Annotated in this window: 18 protein-coding genes and 1 other annotated feature; of the genes, 9 read left to right on the top strand and 9 right to left on the bottom strand. The window is 39.4% G+C overall.

Translation table 11 applies throughout. The features are described 5' to 3' along the window. Genes purQ through purD form a run of 7 tightly spaced genes read left to right on the top strand, consistent with a single transcriptional unit; the run spans position 1 to position 8,667 of the window. Entirely contained in the window at positions 1 to 657 is a 657-nt protein-coding gene (gene purQ / locus EDD71_RS03345; protein ID WP_133627329.1) for a phosphoribosylformylglycinamidine synthase subunit PurQ, read from the top strand. 11 nt (positions 658 to 668) lie between these two features. Further along, entirely contained in the window at positions 669 to 2,864 is a 2,196-nt protein-coding gene (gene purL, locus EDD71_RS03340; protein WP_133627328.1) for a phosphoribosylformylglycinamidine synthase subunit PurL, read from the top strand. Then, complete coding sequence (purF, locus tag EDD71_RS03335) at positions 2,828 to 4,255, top strand: amidophosphoribosyltransferase (RefSeq protein WP_133627327.1); 1,428 nt, start codon at positions 2,828 to 2,830, stop codon at positions 4,253 to 4,255. Before purL ends, purF begins: the two co-directional genes overlap by 37 nt. Before the next feature lie 4 nt (positions 4,256 to 4,259). Next, positions 4,260 to 5,255, top strand: coding sequence for a phosphoribosylformylglycinamidine cyclo-ligase (gene purM / locus EDD71_RS03330; RefSeq protein WP_133627326.1), 996 nt, complete (start codon positions 4,260 to 4,262; stop codon positions 5,253 to 5,255). Then, positions 5,243 to 5,881 (top strand): phosphoribosylglycinamide formyltransferase, encoded by a 639-nt coding sequence (gene purN, locus EDD71_RS03325; RefSeq protein ID WP_133627325.1) that lies wholly within the window; start codon positions 5,243 to 5,245, stop codon positions 5,879 to 5,881. Before purM ends, purN begins: the two co-directional genes overlap by 13 nt. A gap of 22 nt (positions 5,882 to 5,903) precedes the next feature. Further along, complete coding sequence (gene purH, locus EDD71_RS03320; protein ID WP_133627324.1) at positions 5,904 to 7,403, top strand: bifunctional phosphoribosylaminoimidazolecarboxamide formyltransferase/IMP cyclohydrolase; 1,500 nt, start codon at positions 5,904 to 5,906, stop codon at positions 7,401 to 7,403. Between the two features lie 13 nt (positions 7,404 to 7,416). Further along, positions 7,417 to 8,667: a phosphoribosylamine--glycine ligase gene (gene purD / locus EDD71_RS03315; RefSeq protein ID WP_133627323.1), complete on the top strand. Its 1,251-nt coding sequence runs from the start codon at positions 7,417 to 7,419 to the stop codon at positions 8,665 to 8,667. 178 nt (positions 8,668 to 8,845) lie between these two features. On the opposite strand, the gene EDD71_RS03310 is transcribed toward purD, so the two are convergent. Genes EDD71_RS03310 through EDD71_RS03295 form a run of 4 tightly spaced genes read right to left on the bottom strand, consistent with a single transcriptional unit; the run spans position 8,846 to position 12,140 of the window. Further along, positions 8,846 to 9,865 carry a CotS family spore coat protein gene (locus tag EDD71_RS03310; RefSeq protein WP_166636321.1) on the bottom strand — a complete coding sequence of 340 codons (1,020 nt, stop codon included), beginning with the start codon at positions 9,863 to 9,865 and terminating at the stop codon, positions 8,846 to 8,848. Positions 9,866 to 9,867: 2 nt separating this feature from the next. Next, the gene (locus EDD71_RS03305; protein WP_133627321.1) at positions 9,868 to 10,818 is read right to left on the bottom strand and encodes a protein kinase family protein; all 951 of its coding nucleotides are present in this window, start codon (positions 10,816 to 10,818) and stop codon (positions 9,868 to 9,870) included. Between the two features lie 13 nt (positions 10,819 to 10,831). After that, positions 10,832 to 11,134 (bottom strand): hypothetical protein, encoded by a 303-nt coding sequence (locus tag EDD71_RS03300; RefSeq protein ID WP_133627320.1) that lies wholly within the window; start codon positions 11,132 to 11,134, stop codon positions 10,832 to 10,834. Further along, a complete protein-coding gene (locus EDD71_RS03295; RefSeq protein ID WP_133627319.1) occupies positions 11,127 to 12,140 on the bottom strand; it encodes a CotS family spore coat protein in 1,014 nt (337 codons plus the stop codon). Before EDD71_RS03295 ends, EDD71_RS03300 begins: the two co-directional genes overlap by 8 nt. A 154-nt stretch (positions 12,141 to 12,294) precedes the next feature. Between EDD71_RS03295 and EDD71_RS03290 the strand changes: the two genes are divergently transcribed. Then, positions 12,295 to 13,422: a glycosyltransferase family 4 protein gene (locus EDD71_RS03290; protein ID WP_133627318.1), complete on the top strand. Its 1,128-nt coding sequence runs from the start codon at positions 12,295 to 12,297 to the stop codon at positions 13,420 to 13,422. 192 nt (positions 13,423 to 13,614) lie between these two features. On the opposite strand, the gene EDD71_RS03285 is transcribed toward EDD71_RS03290, so the two are convergent. Continuing rightward, positions 13,615 to 13,923 carry a winged helix-turn-helix transcriptional regulator gene (locus tag EDD71_RS03285; RefSeq protein ID WP_133627317.1) on the bottom strand — a complete coding sequence of 103 codons (309 nt, stop codon included), beginning with the start codon at positions 13,921 to 13,923 and terminating at the stop codon, positions 13,615 to 13,617. 223 nt (positions 13,924 to 14,146) lie between these two features. On the opposite strand from EDD71_RS03285, the gene EDD71_RS03280 reads away from it, so the two are divergent. Beyond that, positions 14,147 to 14,782, top strand: a complete 636-nt coding sequence (locus EDD71_RS03280) for an FMN-dependent NADH-azoreductase (RefSeq protein WP_133627316.1) — start codon at positions 14,147 to 14,149, stop codon at positions 14,780 to 14,782. Positions 14,783 to 14,998: 216 nt separating this feature from the next. Here the strand turns inward: EDD71_RS03280 and EDD71_RS03275 are convergent, their stop codons facing one another. From EDD71_RS03275 to EDD71_RS03260, 4 genes are read right to left on the bottom strand one after another with little or no spacing between them, the layout of a single operon-like run. Beyond that, positions 14,999 to 15,907: a PLP-dependent cysteine synthase family protein gene (locus tag EDD71_RS03275; protein ID WP_133627315.1), complete on the bottom strand. Its 909-nt coding sequence runs from the start codon at positions 15,905 to 15,907 to the stop codon at positions 14,999 to 15,001. Between the two features lies 1 nt (position 15,908). Continuing rightward, entirely contained in the window at positions 15,909 to 16,343 is a 435-nt protein-coding gene (locus EDD71_RS03270; RefSeq protein WP_133627314.1) for an S-ribosylhomocysteine lyase, read from the bottom strand. A gap of 2 nt (positions 16,344 to 16,345) precedes the next feature. Then, positions 16,346 to 17,485, bottom strand: coding sequence for a trans-sulfuration enzyme family protein (locus EDD71_RS03265; protein ID WP_133627313.1), 1,140 nt, complete (start codon positions 17,483 to 17,485; stop codon positions 16,346 to 16,348). 1 nt (position 17,486) lies between these two features. Next, positions 17,487 to 18,119 carry a class I SAM-dependent methyltransferase gene (locus tag EDD71_RS03260; RefSeq protein ID WP_133627312.1) on the bottom strand — a complete coding sequence of 211 codons (633 nt, stop codon included), beginning with the start codon at positions 18,117 to 18,119 and terminating at the stop codon, positions 17,487 to 17,489. Between the two features lie 68 nt (positions 18,120 to 18,187). Then, positions 18,188 to 18,433: a binding site (T-box leader), on the bottom strand. Positions 18,434 to 18,473: the final 40 nt, after the last annotated feature.

Genomic DNA, 18,473 nt, shown 5'->3' with positions numbered 1-18,473 from the left:
ATGAAGGCTGGTGTTGTTGTATTCCCTGGTTCCAACTGCGATAGCGATGTATACAGTGTGTTAAAGGAACTTGGAGCTGACGTCAAATATATATGGCACGGCGAAGATAAGATAGATGTTGATCTTTTAGTTCTGCCGGGTGGCTTTTCCTATGGGGATTATTTAAGGTGCGGTGCAATTGCAAGGTTTTCAAAAATACTTGAGGGGATATATGACTATGTTGAAAATGGTGGATATGTTATTGGAATATGCAACGGATTTCAAATACTTACGGAACTTAAACTCCTTCCAGGAGCCCTCCTTAAAAATATGGATCTAAAGTTTATATGCTCAGACTGCATACTTGAAGTTTCAAACGATAATACCTTTTTTTCAAGGCTTTATAAAAAGGGGGAAAGGGTGAACTTCCCCATAGCCCACGGTGAAGGAAACTATTATGCCGACGATGAAACCCTAAAGGAGCTTGAGAGGAATAATCAGATAGTCTTTAGATATGTAAATAACCCCAACGGCTCAAGAAATGACATAGCAGGGATTATAAACAAAAAAGGCAACGTACTTGGAATGATGCCGCACCCTGAGAGAAGAGCCTCCTCCCTGCTTGGGGGAACAGATGGAATAAGACTTTTTAAGGGAATGATAGAAAGCTTTAAATAGGAGGATGAAGGATGAAACCCTATAAAATGGTAGGACTTTTAGAGGAAGAATATAATAAAATAGTTGAAATACTAGGACGTGAACCAAACGAAACGGAACTTGCCATGTATGGCGTCATGTGGTCCGAACACTGCAGCTATAAAAACTCAAGGGCACTTCTCAAATTATTTAACACAAAGGGTTTAAGGGTTCTCCAGGGCCCTGGCGAAAATGCAGGCATAGTGGATATTGGAGATGGATTTGCCATTGCAATGAAAATAGAAAGTCACAACCACCCTTCAGCCGTTGAACCCTATCAGGGGGCTGCAACAGGAGTTGGAGGGATTTTAAGGGATATATTTACTATGGGAGCAAGACCCATAGCAAATTTGAACTCCATAAGATTTGGAGAATTAAAGGATGAAAAGACTAAAAAGCTCTTAAGGGGTATTGTAAGGGGAATTGGGGATTATGGAAACTGCGTTGGAATTCCAACCATTTCAGGAGAAACTGTTTTTAACAAATGTTATAACGACAATCCCCTTGTCAATGCCATGAGCGTTGGAATACTTGAAAAGAAGGATATCAAAAAGGGTACTGCAAGGGGTGTTGGAAACTCCGTTATGCTCGTTGGGCACACCACCGGAAGGGACGGCATAGGCGGAGCAAGCTTTGCCTCATGCGACCTTACAAGGGAGTCGGAGGAAAACCGCTCAGCAGTTCAGGTGGGAGATCCCTTTATGGAAAAGCTTCTTATGGAGGCCTGCCTTGAATTAATCAAAACGGACTGCGTCGTTGGCATTCAGGATTTAGGTGCTGCAGGGCTCACCTCGGCAAGCTGCGAAACTGCATCAAGGGGTGGAAGCGGAATAGAGATAGATGTAGCCAGGGTTATAACCAGGGAAAAGGGGATGACTCCAAGGGAAATAATGATATCCGAATCACAGGAAAGAATGCTTGTAATTGTTGAAAAGGGCAAGGAGGATAAGGTCTTTGAAATATTTAACAAATGGGGGCTGCATGCAGTAGTTATCGGAAGGGTTACAGATGATGGAATGCTAAGGGTCTTAGAGAATGGAAAGGTTGTTGCCGAGGTTCCTGCTTCATCCCTTGCAGATGGAAGCCCTGTAAACTATAGAAGCTATAGAAGGCCAAAATACATGGATAAATTATCAAATATGGATATAGCAAACCTCCCCTGCCCTGAGAACTTAAGTGAAACTTTAATTACAATGTTAAAATCCCCTAACATAGCCTCAAAGGAATGGGTATACAGCCAGTACGACTACATGGTAGGAACCGATACAGTTGTAGTACCTGGAGGGGATGCAGGGGTACTTAGAATAAAGGGCACGAAAAAAGGAATTGCCCTTACGGTTGACTGCAACAGCAGGTACTGCTACTTAAACCCATATGAGGGGGCTAAATCCTCAGTCTGTGAAGCTGCAAGAAATATAACCGCCTCAGGTGGAAGGCCCATTGCAATAACTGACTGCCTAAACTTCGCAAGCCCTGAGGATGAAGGGGTTTACTATCAGTTTAGAAATTCAATACTTGGCATTAACGAGGCATCCAGGATACTTGATACTCCGGTTATTAGCGGTAATGTAAGCTTTTATAACCAATCAGAAAAGATGGCAATCTACCCTACTCCAACCATAGGCATGGTTGGCATCGTTGAAAACATCGAAAATTCAATGGATATACACTTTAAGGATAAGGGAGATTCCATTATCCTGGTTGGAGAGACAAAGGCTGAAATAGGAGGAAGCGAATATCTTTCCGCTATTTACGGAATAGAAGCAGGAAGGGTTCCTGAGGTCCATGTGGAGATAGAGAAAAATACAAACGAAGGCGTTTTAAGTGCAATTGAAAAGGGACTTATAAAAAGCGCCCATGATATTTCAGATGGAGGCTTCATAGTTGCCCTTTCTGAATGCTGCTTCAAAAACGAATTGGGCGTTAACGTAAACATTGACACTGAATTAAGGGAAGATATATTCCTGTTTTCAGAGAGTCAGGGAAGATATATATTGACAGCTTCAAAGGACAATATAAAGGACATAATTGAAATATTTACAAAGCTTGGTGTTCAAGCAGAGGTTGTTGGAGAGGTTATAGACTCAGATTTTAAAGTCAATATAAACGGCCGGAATGTAATTAACCTGAATATAAAGGAAATGAAGTCTGCATGGAAAGGAAGTCTGCCATGTATTATGAATCAATAGATAAGTTCAAAGAAGAATGCGGCATTTTTGGAATATTTTCAAATAAGGAAATGGATGTAGCTTCAATAACCTATTATGGGCTCTATGCCCTTCAGCACAGGGGGCAGGAAAGCGCAGGAATAGTTGTCTCAAACGGTAAGGACATAATTTGCCATAAGGATGTTGGGCTTGTAAGCGATGTATTCAGTGAAAATATTTTAATGAATATGAAGGGCTTTTCAGCCATAGGCCATGTTAGATATTCAACGGCGGGGCTAAACACAAGGACAAACGCCCAGCCCCTCCTTGGCAAATATAAGCTTGGCTCAATGGCAATCGCCCACAATGGAAACCTTGTAAATGCAGACGTCATAAGGGAGCTCTTGGAGGATGGCGGAGTCATATTCCAAACATCCATAGATTCCGAAGTGATATTAAACCTTATTGCAAGGGGCGCAGGGAAAGGCATAGAAAGGGCTGTTGCTGATGCTATACAGGCAGTTAAAGGCTCCTATGCAATAGTAATATTAACTGAGGATAAGCTTATCGGAGTCAGGGACCCAAATGGAATAAGGCCCCTATGTATAGGTAAAATAGGGGAAAGCTATATACTGTGTTCTGAAAGCTGCGCCCTTGATGCGGTTGGTGCAGAATTTATAAGGGATGTAAAGCCTGGAGAAATAGTGATAATCGATAAAGATGGTATAAGATCAATAGACTTCGCAGAGAAAATAAAACCTGCAACCTGTGCCTTTGAATATATATACTTTGCCCGTCCTGACAGCACAATAGATGGTATAAACGTGTATTTAGCAAGGGAGCGCTCAGGTGAGATGCTCTACAGAGAATGCCCTGCCGATGCGGATATAGTAATTGGAGTGCCGGACTCTGGAATAGCGGCGGCTTCGGGGTATTCAATGGCCTCGGGGATACCATATGGAATTGGCCTTATAAAAAACAAATATGTTGGAAGGACCTTCATTTCACCATCCCAGGAGCTTAGAGAAAGGGCCGTTTCCGTTAAGCTAAACGCCCTTAGGGTAAACGTTAAGGGTAAAAGGGTAGTTCTTATAGATGACTCGATAGTGAGGGGAACCACAAGCAGGCGCCTTGTGGAAATTTTAAGAAGGGCCGGTGCAGCTGAGGTCCACTTCAGGGCAGCATCCCCCGTTGTAAAGTATCCCTGCTACTTCGGGATAGACACTCCCCACAGAAGGGAGCTTATAGGCTCAAAGCTTGATGTGGAAAGCATAAGGAAGGAAATTGGTGCCGACAGCCTGGGGTATTTAGGCATAGAGGGGCTTTTAAAGTCTCTGGGAGAAAACAGGGATTTTTGCCTTGGATGTTTTAACGGAATATATCCTGTTTCTGCCCCAATTGAGATGGACAAACTTCATCTGGAAAGGAAGTAATACTATGATAAGCTATAAAGACTCAGGAGTTAATATTGAAGAGGGATATAAGACAGTAAATCTTATAAAAAAGCACAGCAAAAAAACCTTCATTCCTGGAGTGATAAATGACATCGGAAGCTTTGCCGGAATGTTCGAACTTTCCGGCTATAAAAACCCAGTACTCGTTTCAGGCACCGACGGAGTTGGAACAAAGCTTGAAATAGCCTATAAAATGAAAAGATATGATACAGTTGGAATAGATTGCACTGCCATGTGCGTAAACGATATACTGTGCCATGGAGCAAAACCTCTTTTTTTCCTTGATTATATAGCCTGCGGAAAGCTGGATGCACAAATTGCAGAAAGCCTTGTAAGGGGTGTATCTGTGGGATGCCTTCAGGCAGGATGCGCCTTAATTGGTGGGGAAACCGCAGAGATGCCTGGATTTTACAGGGATGGAGAATACGATATAGCAGGTTTTGCAGTTGGCATAGTTGAAAAGGACAGTATTGTTGACGGAAGCACCATACAGGATGGGGATATTTTAATTGGAATAGAATCCTCAGGAATTCACAGCAACGGTTACTCTTTAGTTAGAAAGCTAATAAAAAACCTTGACATGGATTTTAACGGCAAAAAAATGGGCGATGTACTCCTAGAGCCTACTAAAATATATGTAAAAACTATTCTTTCACTCATGAAAAGGTTCAATATAAAGGGAATGGCCCATATAACCGGCGGAGGCTTTATTGAAAATATACCAAGAATGTTTAGGGATGAGTTTACCGCTATAATTCACAGGGACAGCTTCAAAGTACACGATATATTTAAATATATCATGTCCCTCGGCGTTAATGAGGATGAGATGTATAATACCTTCAATATGGGAATAGGCTTTGTGATATGTGTCGATCCCAAAATGGCCGATGAAATAGTTAACGAAATTGAAAGAATGGGTGACCGGGCATACAAAATAGGCTATGTGCAGGCTGGAGGTGCTGGAGTTTGCATAAAATAGCAGTTCTCATCTCCGGTGGAGGAAGCAACCTTCAGTCCATTATTGATAACATTGAAACAGGATACTTAAAATGCAGTATAGAAGCTGTAATAAGCGACAGGGAAGGTGCCTACGGCATTGAGCGTGCAAAGGCCTTCGGGATAAAAACATATGTACTTGATAGAAAATTATATGGAGAAAAGCTTTCAGATGAAATATATAAAATACTTAAGGATAAGGTTGATTTAATTGTCCTGGCAGGTTTTCTATCAATACTGAAGGGAGCACTCCTGAGGGAGTTTAAAAACAGAATAATAAATATACACCCTTCCCTTATTCCATCCTTTTGCGGCAAAGGAATGTATGGGATGAAAGTACACGAAAAGGCAATTGAGTATGGGGTTAAATTTTCAGGCTGCACAGTCCATTTCGTAGATGATGATACCGATACTGGTCCTATTATACTTCAAAGAGTTGTTCCTGTATACAGCTTTGATACTCCAAAGAGCCTTCAGGAAAGAGTGCTAAGGGAGGAGCACAGGGCTCTGCCGGATGCCATAAGGTACATTATTAAAGGTGCTGTAACGGTTAAGGGAAGAAATGTAATTATTAATGATATGCAGCCGGGTAAGGACACTGGAATATAAATTTTAATCAGGAGGGATTTTAATGATTAAAAGGGCCCTTATTAGTGTATATAACAAGGACAAGGTGTTGGATTTAGCCAAGTTTCTTTTAGACATGGAAGTTGAAATAATATCGACGGGGGGAACCTACAAGTATCTCAGGGAAAATGGTATAGATGTAATTGAGGTTTCAGAAGTTACAGGTTTTGAAGAGATACTTGACGGAAGGGTTAAAACCCTTCATCCATCCATTCATGCAGGAATCCTTGCAATAAGGGATAAGGAAGATCATATGGAAGTTATAAAAGGCAAGGGAATAAGACCAATTGATATGGTTGTTGTAAACCTGTATCCCTTCTTTGATAAGGTTAATGAAAAAATATCCTTTGAGGAAAAGGTTGAGTTTATAGATATTGGCGGTCCCACAATGATAAGGGCTGCTGCAAAGAACTTCAAGGATGTTGTGGTTTTAACAGATGTAAATGATTACGACAGAATAATTAGTGAGCTTAAAAAATCAGGGGATGTTGACTACAATACAAGAAAATATCTCGCTGGAAAGGTTTTTAATCTTATGTCAGCATACGATGCTGCCATAAGCAGCTTCCTTCTTGGAGGTGAATACCCTGATTATTTCACCATTTCATATAAGAAGATGATGGATTTAAGGTATGGTGAAAATCCTCACCAAAGGGCAGCCTATTATGTGTCCACATCAGAAAAGGGCTCTGTGAAGGATTTTGTTCAGCTAAATGGAAAGGAGCTTTCCTATAACAACATAAGGGATATGGACATTGCATGGAAGGTTGTAAATGAGTTTGAAGAAACCGCCTGCTGTGCCCTTAAGCACAATTCTCCCTGTGGTGCTGCCATAGGAGAAACTGTATATGAGGCATATGTAAAATCCTATGAATGTGACCCAATATCAATATTTGGTGGCATAGTTGCCTTTAACAGAAAAGTCGATAGGAAAACAGCGGAGGAAATGGTTAAGGTATTCCTGGAGATAGTAATAGCCCCTGAATTTGACGATGATGCACTTGAAGTGCTAAAGGCCAAGAAAAATTTAAGGATCATTAAATGCAGCGTAAAACCACAGGATAAGGTTGAGCTATTAACCGTTGACGGCGGCCTTCTAGTGCAGGATGCTGATAGAAAACTTCTTGACACTCTGAACGTTGTAACAAAATTACATCCAACGGAAAAGGAAATGAGGGACATGATATTTGGTATGAAGATTGTAAAATATGTAAAATCAAATGCCATAGTTGTTGTAAAAGATGGCCAGGCAAAGGGAATTGGAGGAGGACAGGTAAACAGAATATGGGCAGCATGCCAGGCCCTTGATAGAGCCGGGGACGGTTCAGTCCTTGTTTCTGATGCCTTTTTCCCATTTAGCGACGTTGTAGAAGAGGCTGCGAAATATAACATTAAGGCTATAATGCAGCCGGGAGGATCAATAAGGGATAAGGAATCAATAGAGGCCTGCGACAAGTATGGAATATCCATGGTTTTAACCGGGATGAGACATTTTAAACACTGATGGTGGTGATAATATGAAAATACTTATAATTGGAAACGGAGGCAGAGAGCATGCCATTGCCTGGAAGGTATCTCAAAGCCCCCTCGTTGAAAGTATATACTGTGCTCCAGGAAACGGCGGCACAAAGGATGAATACAAGTGCGTAAACCTAAATATAAAGGAAATAGATGATCTCGTCAGGTTTGCAAAGGATGAAAAAATAGACCTCACGATAGTTGGTCCTGAAGGGCCCCTGGTTGATGGCATAGTTGACAGATTCAAGCTTGAGGGCCTTAAGATATTTGGACCTTCAAGGCATGCTGCAAAGCTTGAGGGAAGCAAGATTTTTGCAAAGGAGTTCATGAAGAAATACGGCGTCAAAACTGCAGAATATGAAAGTTTTGGGGATTTGGAAGATGCTATAAATTATATAAATAAATGCAGCTACCCGGTTGTAATAAAGGCTGATGGCCTTGCAGCAGGAAAAGGTGTGGTAATATGCCAAAATCATAATGAGGCTAAAGATGTGTTAACGGCATTTATGGAGAAGGATATTTTTAACGGATCGGGTAAAAGAGTTGTTATAGAGGAATATCTTGAAGGGGTTGAGGCTTCCATTCTTTCCATAACCGACGGATTAACAATACTCCCCTTCATATCCTCAAAGGATTATAAAAACATATATGATGGAAATAGGGGACCAAACACCGGGGGAATGGGAGCCATTGCCCCAAATCCATACTTCAATGAAGAGGTTTCCATGCAATTTATAAGGAACATACTTGAACCCACCCTTAAGGGAATAAAATCAGAGGGCATGGATTATACGGGAATCATTTTCTTTGGAATAATGATAACTCAAAAAGGGGTATATCTACTTGAATACAACGTCAGGATGGGCGATCCGGAAACCCAGGCGGTTCTTCCCCTTATGAAAAGCGATTTTGTTGAGCTAATCCTAAGGGCCCTTGATAAGCGATTATCATGCTTTAATATTGAATGGAGGGATGAATTTTCCTGCTGTGTAGTTGGAGCTTCAAAGGGTTATCCTGGAAAATACGAAACGGGGTTTGAAATTAAAGGAATATGCAAGGCAGAAAATAAAATATTTATAGCAGGAGCATCCTATGAAAACAATAATTTGATAACAACCGGCGGACGGGTGCTCTGCTCTACGGCCACAGGTGAAACCTTAAAGGAAGCAACTTCCAGGGCATATGAAGATATAAACAAAATACATTTTGAAGGAATGTATTTCAGAAGGGACATAGGGACGGTTAATTAACTAACCGCCCCTCAATACCATAAACCATAAACAGGTGTTTGTGGATAAATATGTTAATAATGTGGATAAAATTAACAATAAAAACATTACGTATATAAAAAGGACTGGCCCCTTGATTACAGGGGCCAGCATCTAAAGTTTACACATATCTTTTGAGATCTCCATTTTAGACCAGATGTTAATCCACCCATTTCCTCTTAAATTCCTTTAAGAACCTCTCCCTGTCCTCCTTATACCCAGCCTTTCTCTTAAGTTTATCCACAAACTCATCCTCATCCCAGCTTCTTGTTCTCATGTAGTAGAAGGACGATATATCGTAGAAATCCTGGGGAAAGAGAAGGTATCCATATAGGACGCTTATTTCTTCCTTTGAAAGCCTCTTCTCAGACATGTATGCCTCCATTATTGAATCAGAAATTTCTATATTCCACCCATTATGCTTTATAGCCTTGGTGATAATGTTGGAAAGGTCGTGATACGGAAGATCTATCACTGAGTAGTCAAAGTCTATGAAGTAGACGTTGTCATCGTTTCCTATTAAGATATTATGGTGTGCAAGGTCGTGATGGCATAGAGTATGTGATGTCATGCAGAGCTCCCTGTAGGGCGATCTTTCAAGATGCTTTGAAGCATCCTTTATGCATCCTATATAATAGTCCGCATATTCAAGGTACAATCTGTCAAACTCGCTCTTGTTTATATGGATATTGGCAATATCCCTATATACCTCCATGGATTTTGCCTTTTCCCTGAACTTATCTATCATCTTGCCCAGTTGATTCCTTTTGCCGTTATATACCTCTATATTCTCCCCTGCAATATGAAGCTTTGCCAGGGCCTTTGATACCTTTAAAAGGTCTATGGGATTTTCAAATATACACTCCCTTCCCTCTATTATGTCAATTACAGTATAAATTCCTCCTTCATATTCCACATAGGGCTTTCCGAATATGGTTTCCTTGAAGTTTACCACATATGGGTATTTCCTTCTTATCTTATTCAGGGAATTGTATAAAAACATAACTTCCTCTGTTCCATAATCGACCTTCTTTAATATCTTCATACCCTTATCGGTTTTAAGAATATATATTGTACGTATTGGAGTTGCATCCTCGACTAAAAAATCGTAATTGTCAAAAAGATCCGTATCAAGAAAATATTTGGATAGATATGCCTTATCCCTGTATCTATATTCCACTGTTACACCTCCAATATATCCGTCTTATACTCGTTTTTCATATATTTTTTAAACTTATTAAGCAGTTCCTCCCCCCTATCCATATGATCCATATACTTTGAAATAGTTTTTATTGAATCAAAGGGGAAGGAAACGAGGGCCCTTATTATTCTCCTTGAATTTTCATCCACATTCCTTATCCTACAGTATGTGGATAATACATAATCATACACACCCTTATCCCCTGTTTCTTCAATAAGCTTTTTAATAAGCGCTGCAACGTCCTCTTCAACCATGTTGTATGCGATATCGAAAACCTTTGTTATTGTTAACCGTCCCCCTGAGAGTTTGGCGGTGTTGTTTGAAATTGCATTGATACACACTTCTTTCCTCTTCATGCTGCTTTCAAGGCCCTTTATATAGTCCATGGATTTTAGAATCTTCATGGAAGCCTTCGCCCTTCTTAAAAGTTCCTGAGCATATGGCTTTGCGTATGCTTCAAACTCACTTAAGTTTTTTTTATCACTGATATAATCAACAAACTTTTCAATCCTCATCGTCAAATTTCTGCACTTTTCCATTTTCTTTCCCCATCGTACCTTCATTTTTACTCCAGGGGGAGGAGTGAATCCCTCTGCAGCGTTATGAAAATGAGCAAGAACCTCCGCCATAGCAGTTCCATTTTCCCTGCTGTTCAGCTTAAACCTCAATTCCTCTGCATTATCGGTCAATATATAAAGGGTGTTTGACTCATTTATAAAGGGCTTACCTTCTCTATTTCTTCTTATAATGATTATGTTTGTAAATCCCTTTGAAACAAGACGATTTATAATCTCAGAAGCACATTGAATTTCCCACTCCTTATAGCTAACATGGCTCAGCACAAGCTTTACCTTTGAAAGCTGAAGAAGATATCCGTCATTAACTTTGATAATTCTTTTAGGATTCAAATTATATGATTCCTTTATATTCATTTCTATCCCCCCATCAGTGCCTTTTCTTCTTTTTTTCCCTTTTCTCTCTGTGCCTTACTTCCCTCAATCTGTTTTCATTTATTTCCCTTACAATTTCCTCCCTCTTCTCCTCCAGCTTTTCAAGCCTCTTCTGCTGCCTTTTTATTCTTTTAAGATTTTTTATATCGTTTTTAAGCCTCTCGATTTTTTCATCATATATATCGCAACTATCATTCGGTTCCCTGCCATTACCCTCTTCTTTATTATTTACATCATCCGTTTCTGCTTTTATATCATCTACACCAGCTTCAACATCCCCAAGTTTCTCTTTAAGCATTGCTACCCTCCATTAAACTTGCTCTAAATTTCTCAATAAAATCAATCCTATCCCTGCTGTCACCTACGATTCTATTAAGCTTTTTAATGAAGAAATCCTCTCCCCAGGGTTGTTTTTCAATGTAGTACTGGAGTCCCACCTGCCAGAAGTCCTGGGGAAACTCCATAAAGCAGAATATCAAATACTGCTCTTCGATGTTTACCGGAATAAACTCACTGTAGATATCAAGAATAAACTGAAGCCTTTCAAAGTCCCAGTTTCCATATTTTAAATTTCTGATTATTATACTTGAAAGGTCATGCAGGTGAGAATCGAATATGCAGTAGTCGAAGTCTATCATAAATGCTATAAAATCATCTGTAATTAAGAAATTGTGGTTTGCGGTATCATGGTGGCAGAATCCCCCCAGGGCTTGATGCCCCTTCATAATCTCAAGATAATTTGATTCCTCGAGGTCTTTAATTGCCTTAAGGGCCTGTTTATAATGGACATCGAAATATTTTAAATATATGTTGTCAAACTGAGACAGGCTATCCTTTGACTTTATAAGGGCCTTAAAATATAAAAGTTCATCACATCTTTTTTTAAACTTCCTTATCCATCTCCCGTAATAATTTCTCCCCTTTGCCCCCTCTGGAAAATCAAATCCCCTCGATGAAAGATGAAATTCTGCGAGGGTCTTTACACAAAGTTTAAGTTCTGCAGAATTTTTAAAATTTGCCTCCCTTGATTCTATCCAATCGGTTAAAAATCCATATCCTCCATCAAGCTTTATATATTTATCACCCTTTTGAGTTGAATAAGGGGGAAGAATATTTTTAAATCCCCTTCTTAAAAGATGATCTATGGCAGAAATAATAAAATTAAACTGGTTTATATCATACTTTGAAAACTTAAGGCATTTGTACCCATCCTCCGTTTTTATTTTGTAAACGTTCTTAATCTTTTCTATGCTCAGGATCTCTATGTTATAGCTGCTTTCCAGAAGCTTCTTAAGTTCTTCCATTTGATCATCTCCAAATATCGCTGCAAATTTTAAATTCTATTTTATAATATGAATGCACCCACTAAATGTGATAAACATTAGGGATATTATGCACAAAGAGTAAGTATAAATAATATTAATAATATATAGATTGAAAATTATGGGGTGTGAATAGATGAAGGTTGGAATAGACGCAAGAGGTGCTAACTGGTATTCAGGTACAGGTATTGGAACATATACTCAACAGATTTTGAAATATATATTAAAATATGACACTTCAAACGAGTATTTTATATACTGGTGGGGAACCAACTACAGGGAAATATCTAAAAATGGAAATATAAAGATAAGCATAGCCTCAAAAAAGCACCACAAATTTTTTGAGGAATATTTTATTCCCGAAAACCTGAAAAACAGGGGTATTGATATATATCATGTACCTCAAAACGGCATTGGCCTTTCGTCCCAGAAAAGCTGCATATACATTTCAACGATACATGACCTTATACCATATATCATGCCCGAGACCGTTGGAAGGGGATATTTAAAAAGGTTCATAGCTCAGATGCCCCAGATTATACAAAATTCGGATATGATAATAACGGTATCGGAATACTCGAAGAAGGATATTATGAGGATATTCGATGTGGAGGAGGAGAAAATAAAGGTTACTCCCCTTGCTGCAGATGATTATTTCAGGCCAATGGATAGGTCCAATGCAAAGGAATTTTTGAAGAAAAACTATAATATCGAAGATGACTTTATATTATACCTTGGAGGTTTCAGCCCTAGAAAGAACGTTAAATCAATACTTGTTGCCTTCTCTAGAATACACAAAAAACTTTCAACGAATTACAAGGTTGTAATAATAGGACCATCAAAGGATGATCATTCATACCTAATGGGACTCTGTGAAACCCTTGGAATTGATGATAAGGTGATTTTCACAGGGTATATTCCATATGAGCATCTACCCTATTTTTATAACAGCTGCACAGTCTTCGTTTATCCTTCACTTTATGAAGGCTTTGGCCTTCCACCCCTTGAGGCCATGTCCTGTAAAACCCCCGTTATATCCTCAAACGTTTCCTCAATACCTGAGGTAGTTGGTAACGGGGCAATCCTCATAAATCCCTTTGATACTGAGGAGCTTATAGATGCTCTTGAAAGGGTCCTTGAAGACGAAACCTTAAGAAACGATATAGCTGAAAGGGGATATGAAAGATCAAAGGATTTTGGATGGGATAAAACTGCTGCACAAACTTTAAACGTATATGAAGAAGCATATGCGAAATATAAATGAAGCAATTTAAAAGGGCAATAGTGATGGTCGGGCTAAAAGCCCGACCATCATATTTCATGACACAAACTTATAAACATTTCATTCGCCTTGTTTTCGACTTCACAATCATATTCCTTCACTATGCTGTAAGCCTCTCTGCATCTGCATTACGACAAGAAGTATTTTTAAAGGCATCGTTATAAATCTAGCCTATCATGTCCATCGCTCTGCCCATTTTTGAATTTCATCCATTGCTTTTTCAAGATCCTTACCCTTCTCCGTAAGCTCGTATTCTATACGTACGGGAATTTCGGGGTAAACTTTGCGAACTATAATACCATGCTCTTCCAATTCCTTAAACCTTTCTGCAAGCATACGTGCACTTAAATTAGGTATAATCTCCTGTATATCCGAAAATCTCTTGGCACCGGTCAGCAAAGACCTTATAATAAGTCCCGTCCATCTTTTACCCAATAGTTCAAAGGCCGCTTCAAACTTTGGACACATTTGAAACTTTTCCATATCAAATCAACCCCCAAAGTTATTTTATCATATTTACTTGACAAAGGTAAGTAGGTTGTTATATTATACTTACATAAAGTAACTACATAATATTTTTTAATAAAATAATTTATTAATATATAATATAGTATTTTTATTCAATTCAAATTTTATTCTTAATAAAAGAGCAGACGATAAAAATGATTTCATATTTAAAAACAAAAACAAAGGAGAGGATATAAAAATGTCAAAGGTACTATATGTCACAGCAAACCCAAAGTCTATAGAGGAATCCTATAGTTTATCAGTGGGAAATGCTTTTATAGAAAAATATAAAAGGGTTCATCCAGAGGATGAAGTAATAACCCTGGACCTTTATAAAATGGATATTCCCCTTATTGATGAGATTGTATTCAGCGCATGGGGAAAGCTGGCACAGGGGGCGTCCTTTGAAAGTCTCACTTCAGAAGAGCAGAAAAAGTTATCTACGATGAACAGCCTGCTTGAACAGTTTATGTCAGCTGACAAATATGTCTTCGTTACTCCACTTTGGAACTTCACAATACCTCCAAAGATGAAGGCTTATCTGGATGTTATGTGTGTCGCTGGCAAGACATTTAAGTATACAGAAGAAGGTCCCGTTGGACTTCTAAATGGAAAGAAAGCCCTCCACATCCAGGCAAGAGGAGGAGTATACTCCACCGGTCCCGCTGCTGACCTTGAGATGGGTGACAGATATATAAGTACAATTTTAAACTTTATCGGCGTTACAGATAAACAATCAATTATTGTGGAAGGTATGAACGCAACGCCTGATAAAGCTAATGAGATCAAGGCTGCTGCAGTTGAAAAGGCTGTAAGGTTGGCTGAAACCTTCTAACTATAAAATTAATACAGTTACAATTCGCCAGGTTAAAAATAAAGCTTCTTCACCGCAGCTATAATTACGGGACACTAAGCCAAATTTGCCTTGAGTTTTAAAATAGGTCTATAGTAGTTAATAATCATATTTCAAAATCAAAATGGTACTATCAAATTCAAACGCTTTGATAGTACCATTTTGATTTTCTAAACTGATTGCATTGTCCTATAAGCATCAATATAAGTTTTTGCTGAAATACCTGTCTCCTCTATCGGGAAAAATAACCACAATATTTCCTTTCTCAATCTTTTCAGCCAGCTTCAAAGCCCCAGCAAGGGCCGCGCCTGAGGAAGAGCCAACTATGAGTCCCTCCCTTTTGGCAAGCTCCTTTACAAGTGCAAAGGCCTCATCATCCCTTACCTTTATAAATCCATCCACCAGGCCCATATCAAGGGTCTTTGGAATAAAGTTATTTCCTATTCCCTCAATTGCATAGCAGCCTTCACACCCTCCGCCCATGGTAGAGCCTTCAGGGTCAGCTATTATAGCCTTCACATCCGGTTTTCTTTCCTTAAGATACTTGGCAACTCCTGTAAAAGTACCTCCGCTTCCTGCTCCCGCAACGAAGTAATCTATTTTACCATCAAGGGAGTCAAATATTTCCGGCCCTGTTGTTTCATAATGTGCAAGGGAGTTTGCAGGGTTTTCAAATTGCTTCAGGGATATGGAATTGTCTATTGTTCTTAAAAATTCCTCTGCCTTTTCAATGGCCCCCTGCATTCCAAGCTCCCTTGGGGTATTTATAATTTCAGCGCCCAGGGCTTTCATAAGAAGCTGCTTTTCAATTGAAAATTTTTCAGGGACAACAAATATAACTCTATATCCTTTATTTATTGCAGCAAGGGCAATTCCAAGCCCTGTATTTCCTGCAGTTGCCTCGACTATTGTTGAGCCCTTCCTTAAAATCCCCTGCCTTTCTGCCTCCCGGATCATATATACTCCAATCCTGTCCTTAACACTTCCTCCGGGATTCAAATACTCGAGCTTTGCAAATAGGTTTATTCCCTCTTTAATTCCCATATTGTTAAGCTTTAGAAGTGGAGTTTTTCCTATATACTCCCTTATATCGTTGATATAGTTCATGCTACTTCAGTCCTTCCAGTACCAGCTTTGCATATTCAATTGCAGAAAACAGTGAGTGATCCCTGTAGTTTCCGCACTGAACCTCATTTGCTGCAGGAACTTCCTTTGTGCTTGTTATTTTTTCAAGGGCAGATATAAGTGCAGGCCTTACTTCCTCCACTGTTCTATCACCCCATGCAATCATATAGAAACCTGTACGGCAGCCCATAGGTGAAATGTCAATTATTCCATCCATTTCTTCACGCATGTAGCCTGCAAGAAGGTGTTCAATTGTGTGTACTGCAGCAGTTGGCATTGCACCCTTATTTGGCTGCATGAACCTTAAATCAAACTTGGTGATTATATCTCCCTTTTCACCTCTATAAGCGCCAACCTTTCTTATATATGGTGCCTTTACCTTTCTATGATCCAATTCAAAGCTTTCAACCTTAACCATTTTTATTCCTCCCTTAATGCATTTTCAATATCCTTTATTAAATCCTGAGCATTTTCAATTCCAACAGAAAGCCTAACCAGATTATCAACTATTCCAACAGCCTGCCTTACCTCATATGGAATGGATGCATGTGTCATAGTAGCAGGATGGCATATGAGGGATTCAACCCCTCCAAGGCTTTCACCAAGGGTTATGAGCTTTAAACCTTTGAAGAATTTATTAATATCATATCCCTTTTTAATCACAAAGGATATCATTGCACCTGGACCCTTTGCCTGTTTATTGTGTATTTCATAACCGGGATGATCCTTAAAACCAGGAAAATAAACCTTTTCAACCAACTTGTGACCTCTAAGATATTCTGCTACCTTTATAGCGTTTTCCATATGCCTGTCGAGCCTTACAGATAAGGTCTTTATTCCTCTGATAAGAAGGAATGAATCAAAGGGAGATAAAACTCCACCGGTGGAATTTTGAATAAAGTGAAGCCTTTCTGCAAGCTCACTGCCGTTTACAACTGCAAGCCCTGCAACGAGGTCACTGTGGCCGCCGAGATATTTGGTGGCGCTGTGAACCACAATATCTGCCCCAAGCTCAATTGGCCTTTGAAGGTATGGCGTCATAAAGGTATTATCCACGATAGCCATTATTCCATGCTTTTTAGCAATATTAGTAATTTCAGCTATATCCGTGATTGTCATCAATGGATTGGTTGGTGTCTCTATAAATATCGCTTTAACCCTTTCAGAGATCCTCTCCTCTACAAGATTTCCACTGCTCGTATCTACAATTTCATACTCAAGGCCAAAGTTTTTAAACACCTTGTCAAGTACCCTGTAGCTTCCACCATAAAGGTTGTTTGAAATTAAGATTTTATCTCCGCTCTTAAACAACATTAAAACTGCCGATATCGCAGCCATTCCCGATGCAAAGGCAAACCCTGCATATCCACCCTCGAGCTCTGCGATAAGCTTTTCAAGGGCATGTCTTGTTGGGTTTCCTGTTCTTGAATATTCATATCCCTTGTGAACTCCAAGGGCCGACTGTCTGTAGGTTGAAGTTTGGTATATCGGGACGTTTACGGCACCTGTGTGCTCATCTCCATCAATTCCCCCGTGTATTAACAAAGATTCAAAATTCATATTATTCCTCCCTCTTTATTCCTGATGCAATAAAAATTCCTGTTTCAGTATATTCTCCTTTGCTTGAATATCCCTTGCATTTTAATCCTGTACTTTTAACCTCTATATCGCTAAAACCTGCTTCCCTCATCCAATCCATTATCTGTGAATGGGAAAAACCAAGCCATACATCGAACATTTCTTCCCTTGCCCACTCTCCATTATGCTCTTCAACGTCTGTAATTACAACTGTTCCTCCGTTTTTTAGAGCCCTGTACATTTCATTAATGGCTTTTTTGGCGTCAGGCACATGGTGCAATGCCATATTGGTGTATATTGCATCTATTGAATTATCAAATAGAGGTAAGTCCTCCATTGACCCCTTTATAGGATAGATGTTGTTCATTTCCCTGGCCCTTGCAGTGTTATGCAGCTCCCTTAACATGTTTTTAGCGCTATCTATTGAGAAAACGATTTTAGCCTCCAGGGATAATGCCTGTGATATAAACCCTGTACCACATCCAAGATCTGCGCATATTTTATCCTTTATATCAAATTTCGAAAGGGCAATATATTTTAACTTCTCTTCGAAATATTCACTCCTTATAACATTCCATTTTGGTGCTATTGAATCAAAGTAGCTTACTGAGTTCATATTCAAACCTCCCTTTTAATTATTTTTCAGCTCCGGATTCTGAAAAATAAAAAAGCTTCTGCCTCCATTACAGAGGCAGAAGCTGTCACTTCCGCGGTTCCACTCTGCTTATCATGCAAAAAACATGATATCTCATCAATATTGGTACCAACATACCTCAATGCTGTAACGGGCATACCCGCTGAAGTCTACTAAACTTCGATTCAGTGCTCAAGGATGCACTTCAGTTATATTCAGCTTAAAATCCCTTTCAGCCTATGGGGATTTCTCTCTGAAAGCTTCCTATAACCTACTCTTCCTGTCATTGCATTTCAAACTATTTCGAACGATTAATTGCATTATAACCCTGCATTA

Source organism: Fonticella tunisiensis, assembly GCF_004364155.1.
Classification (GTDB): Bacteria; Bacillota; Clostridia; order Clostridiales; family Caloramatoraceae; genus Fonticella; species Fonticella tunisiensis.
This window is presented reverse-complemented; position numbering and strand designations above follow the sequence as displayed.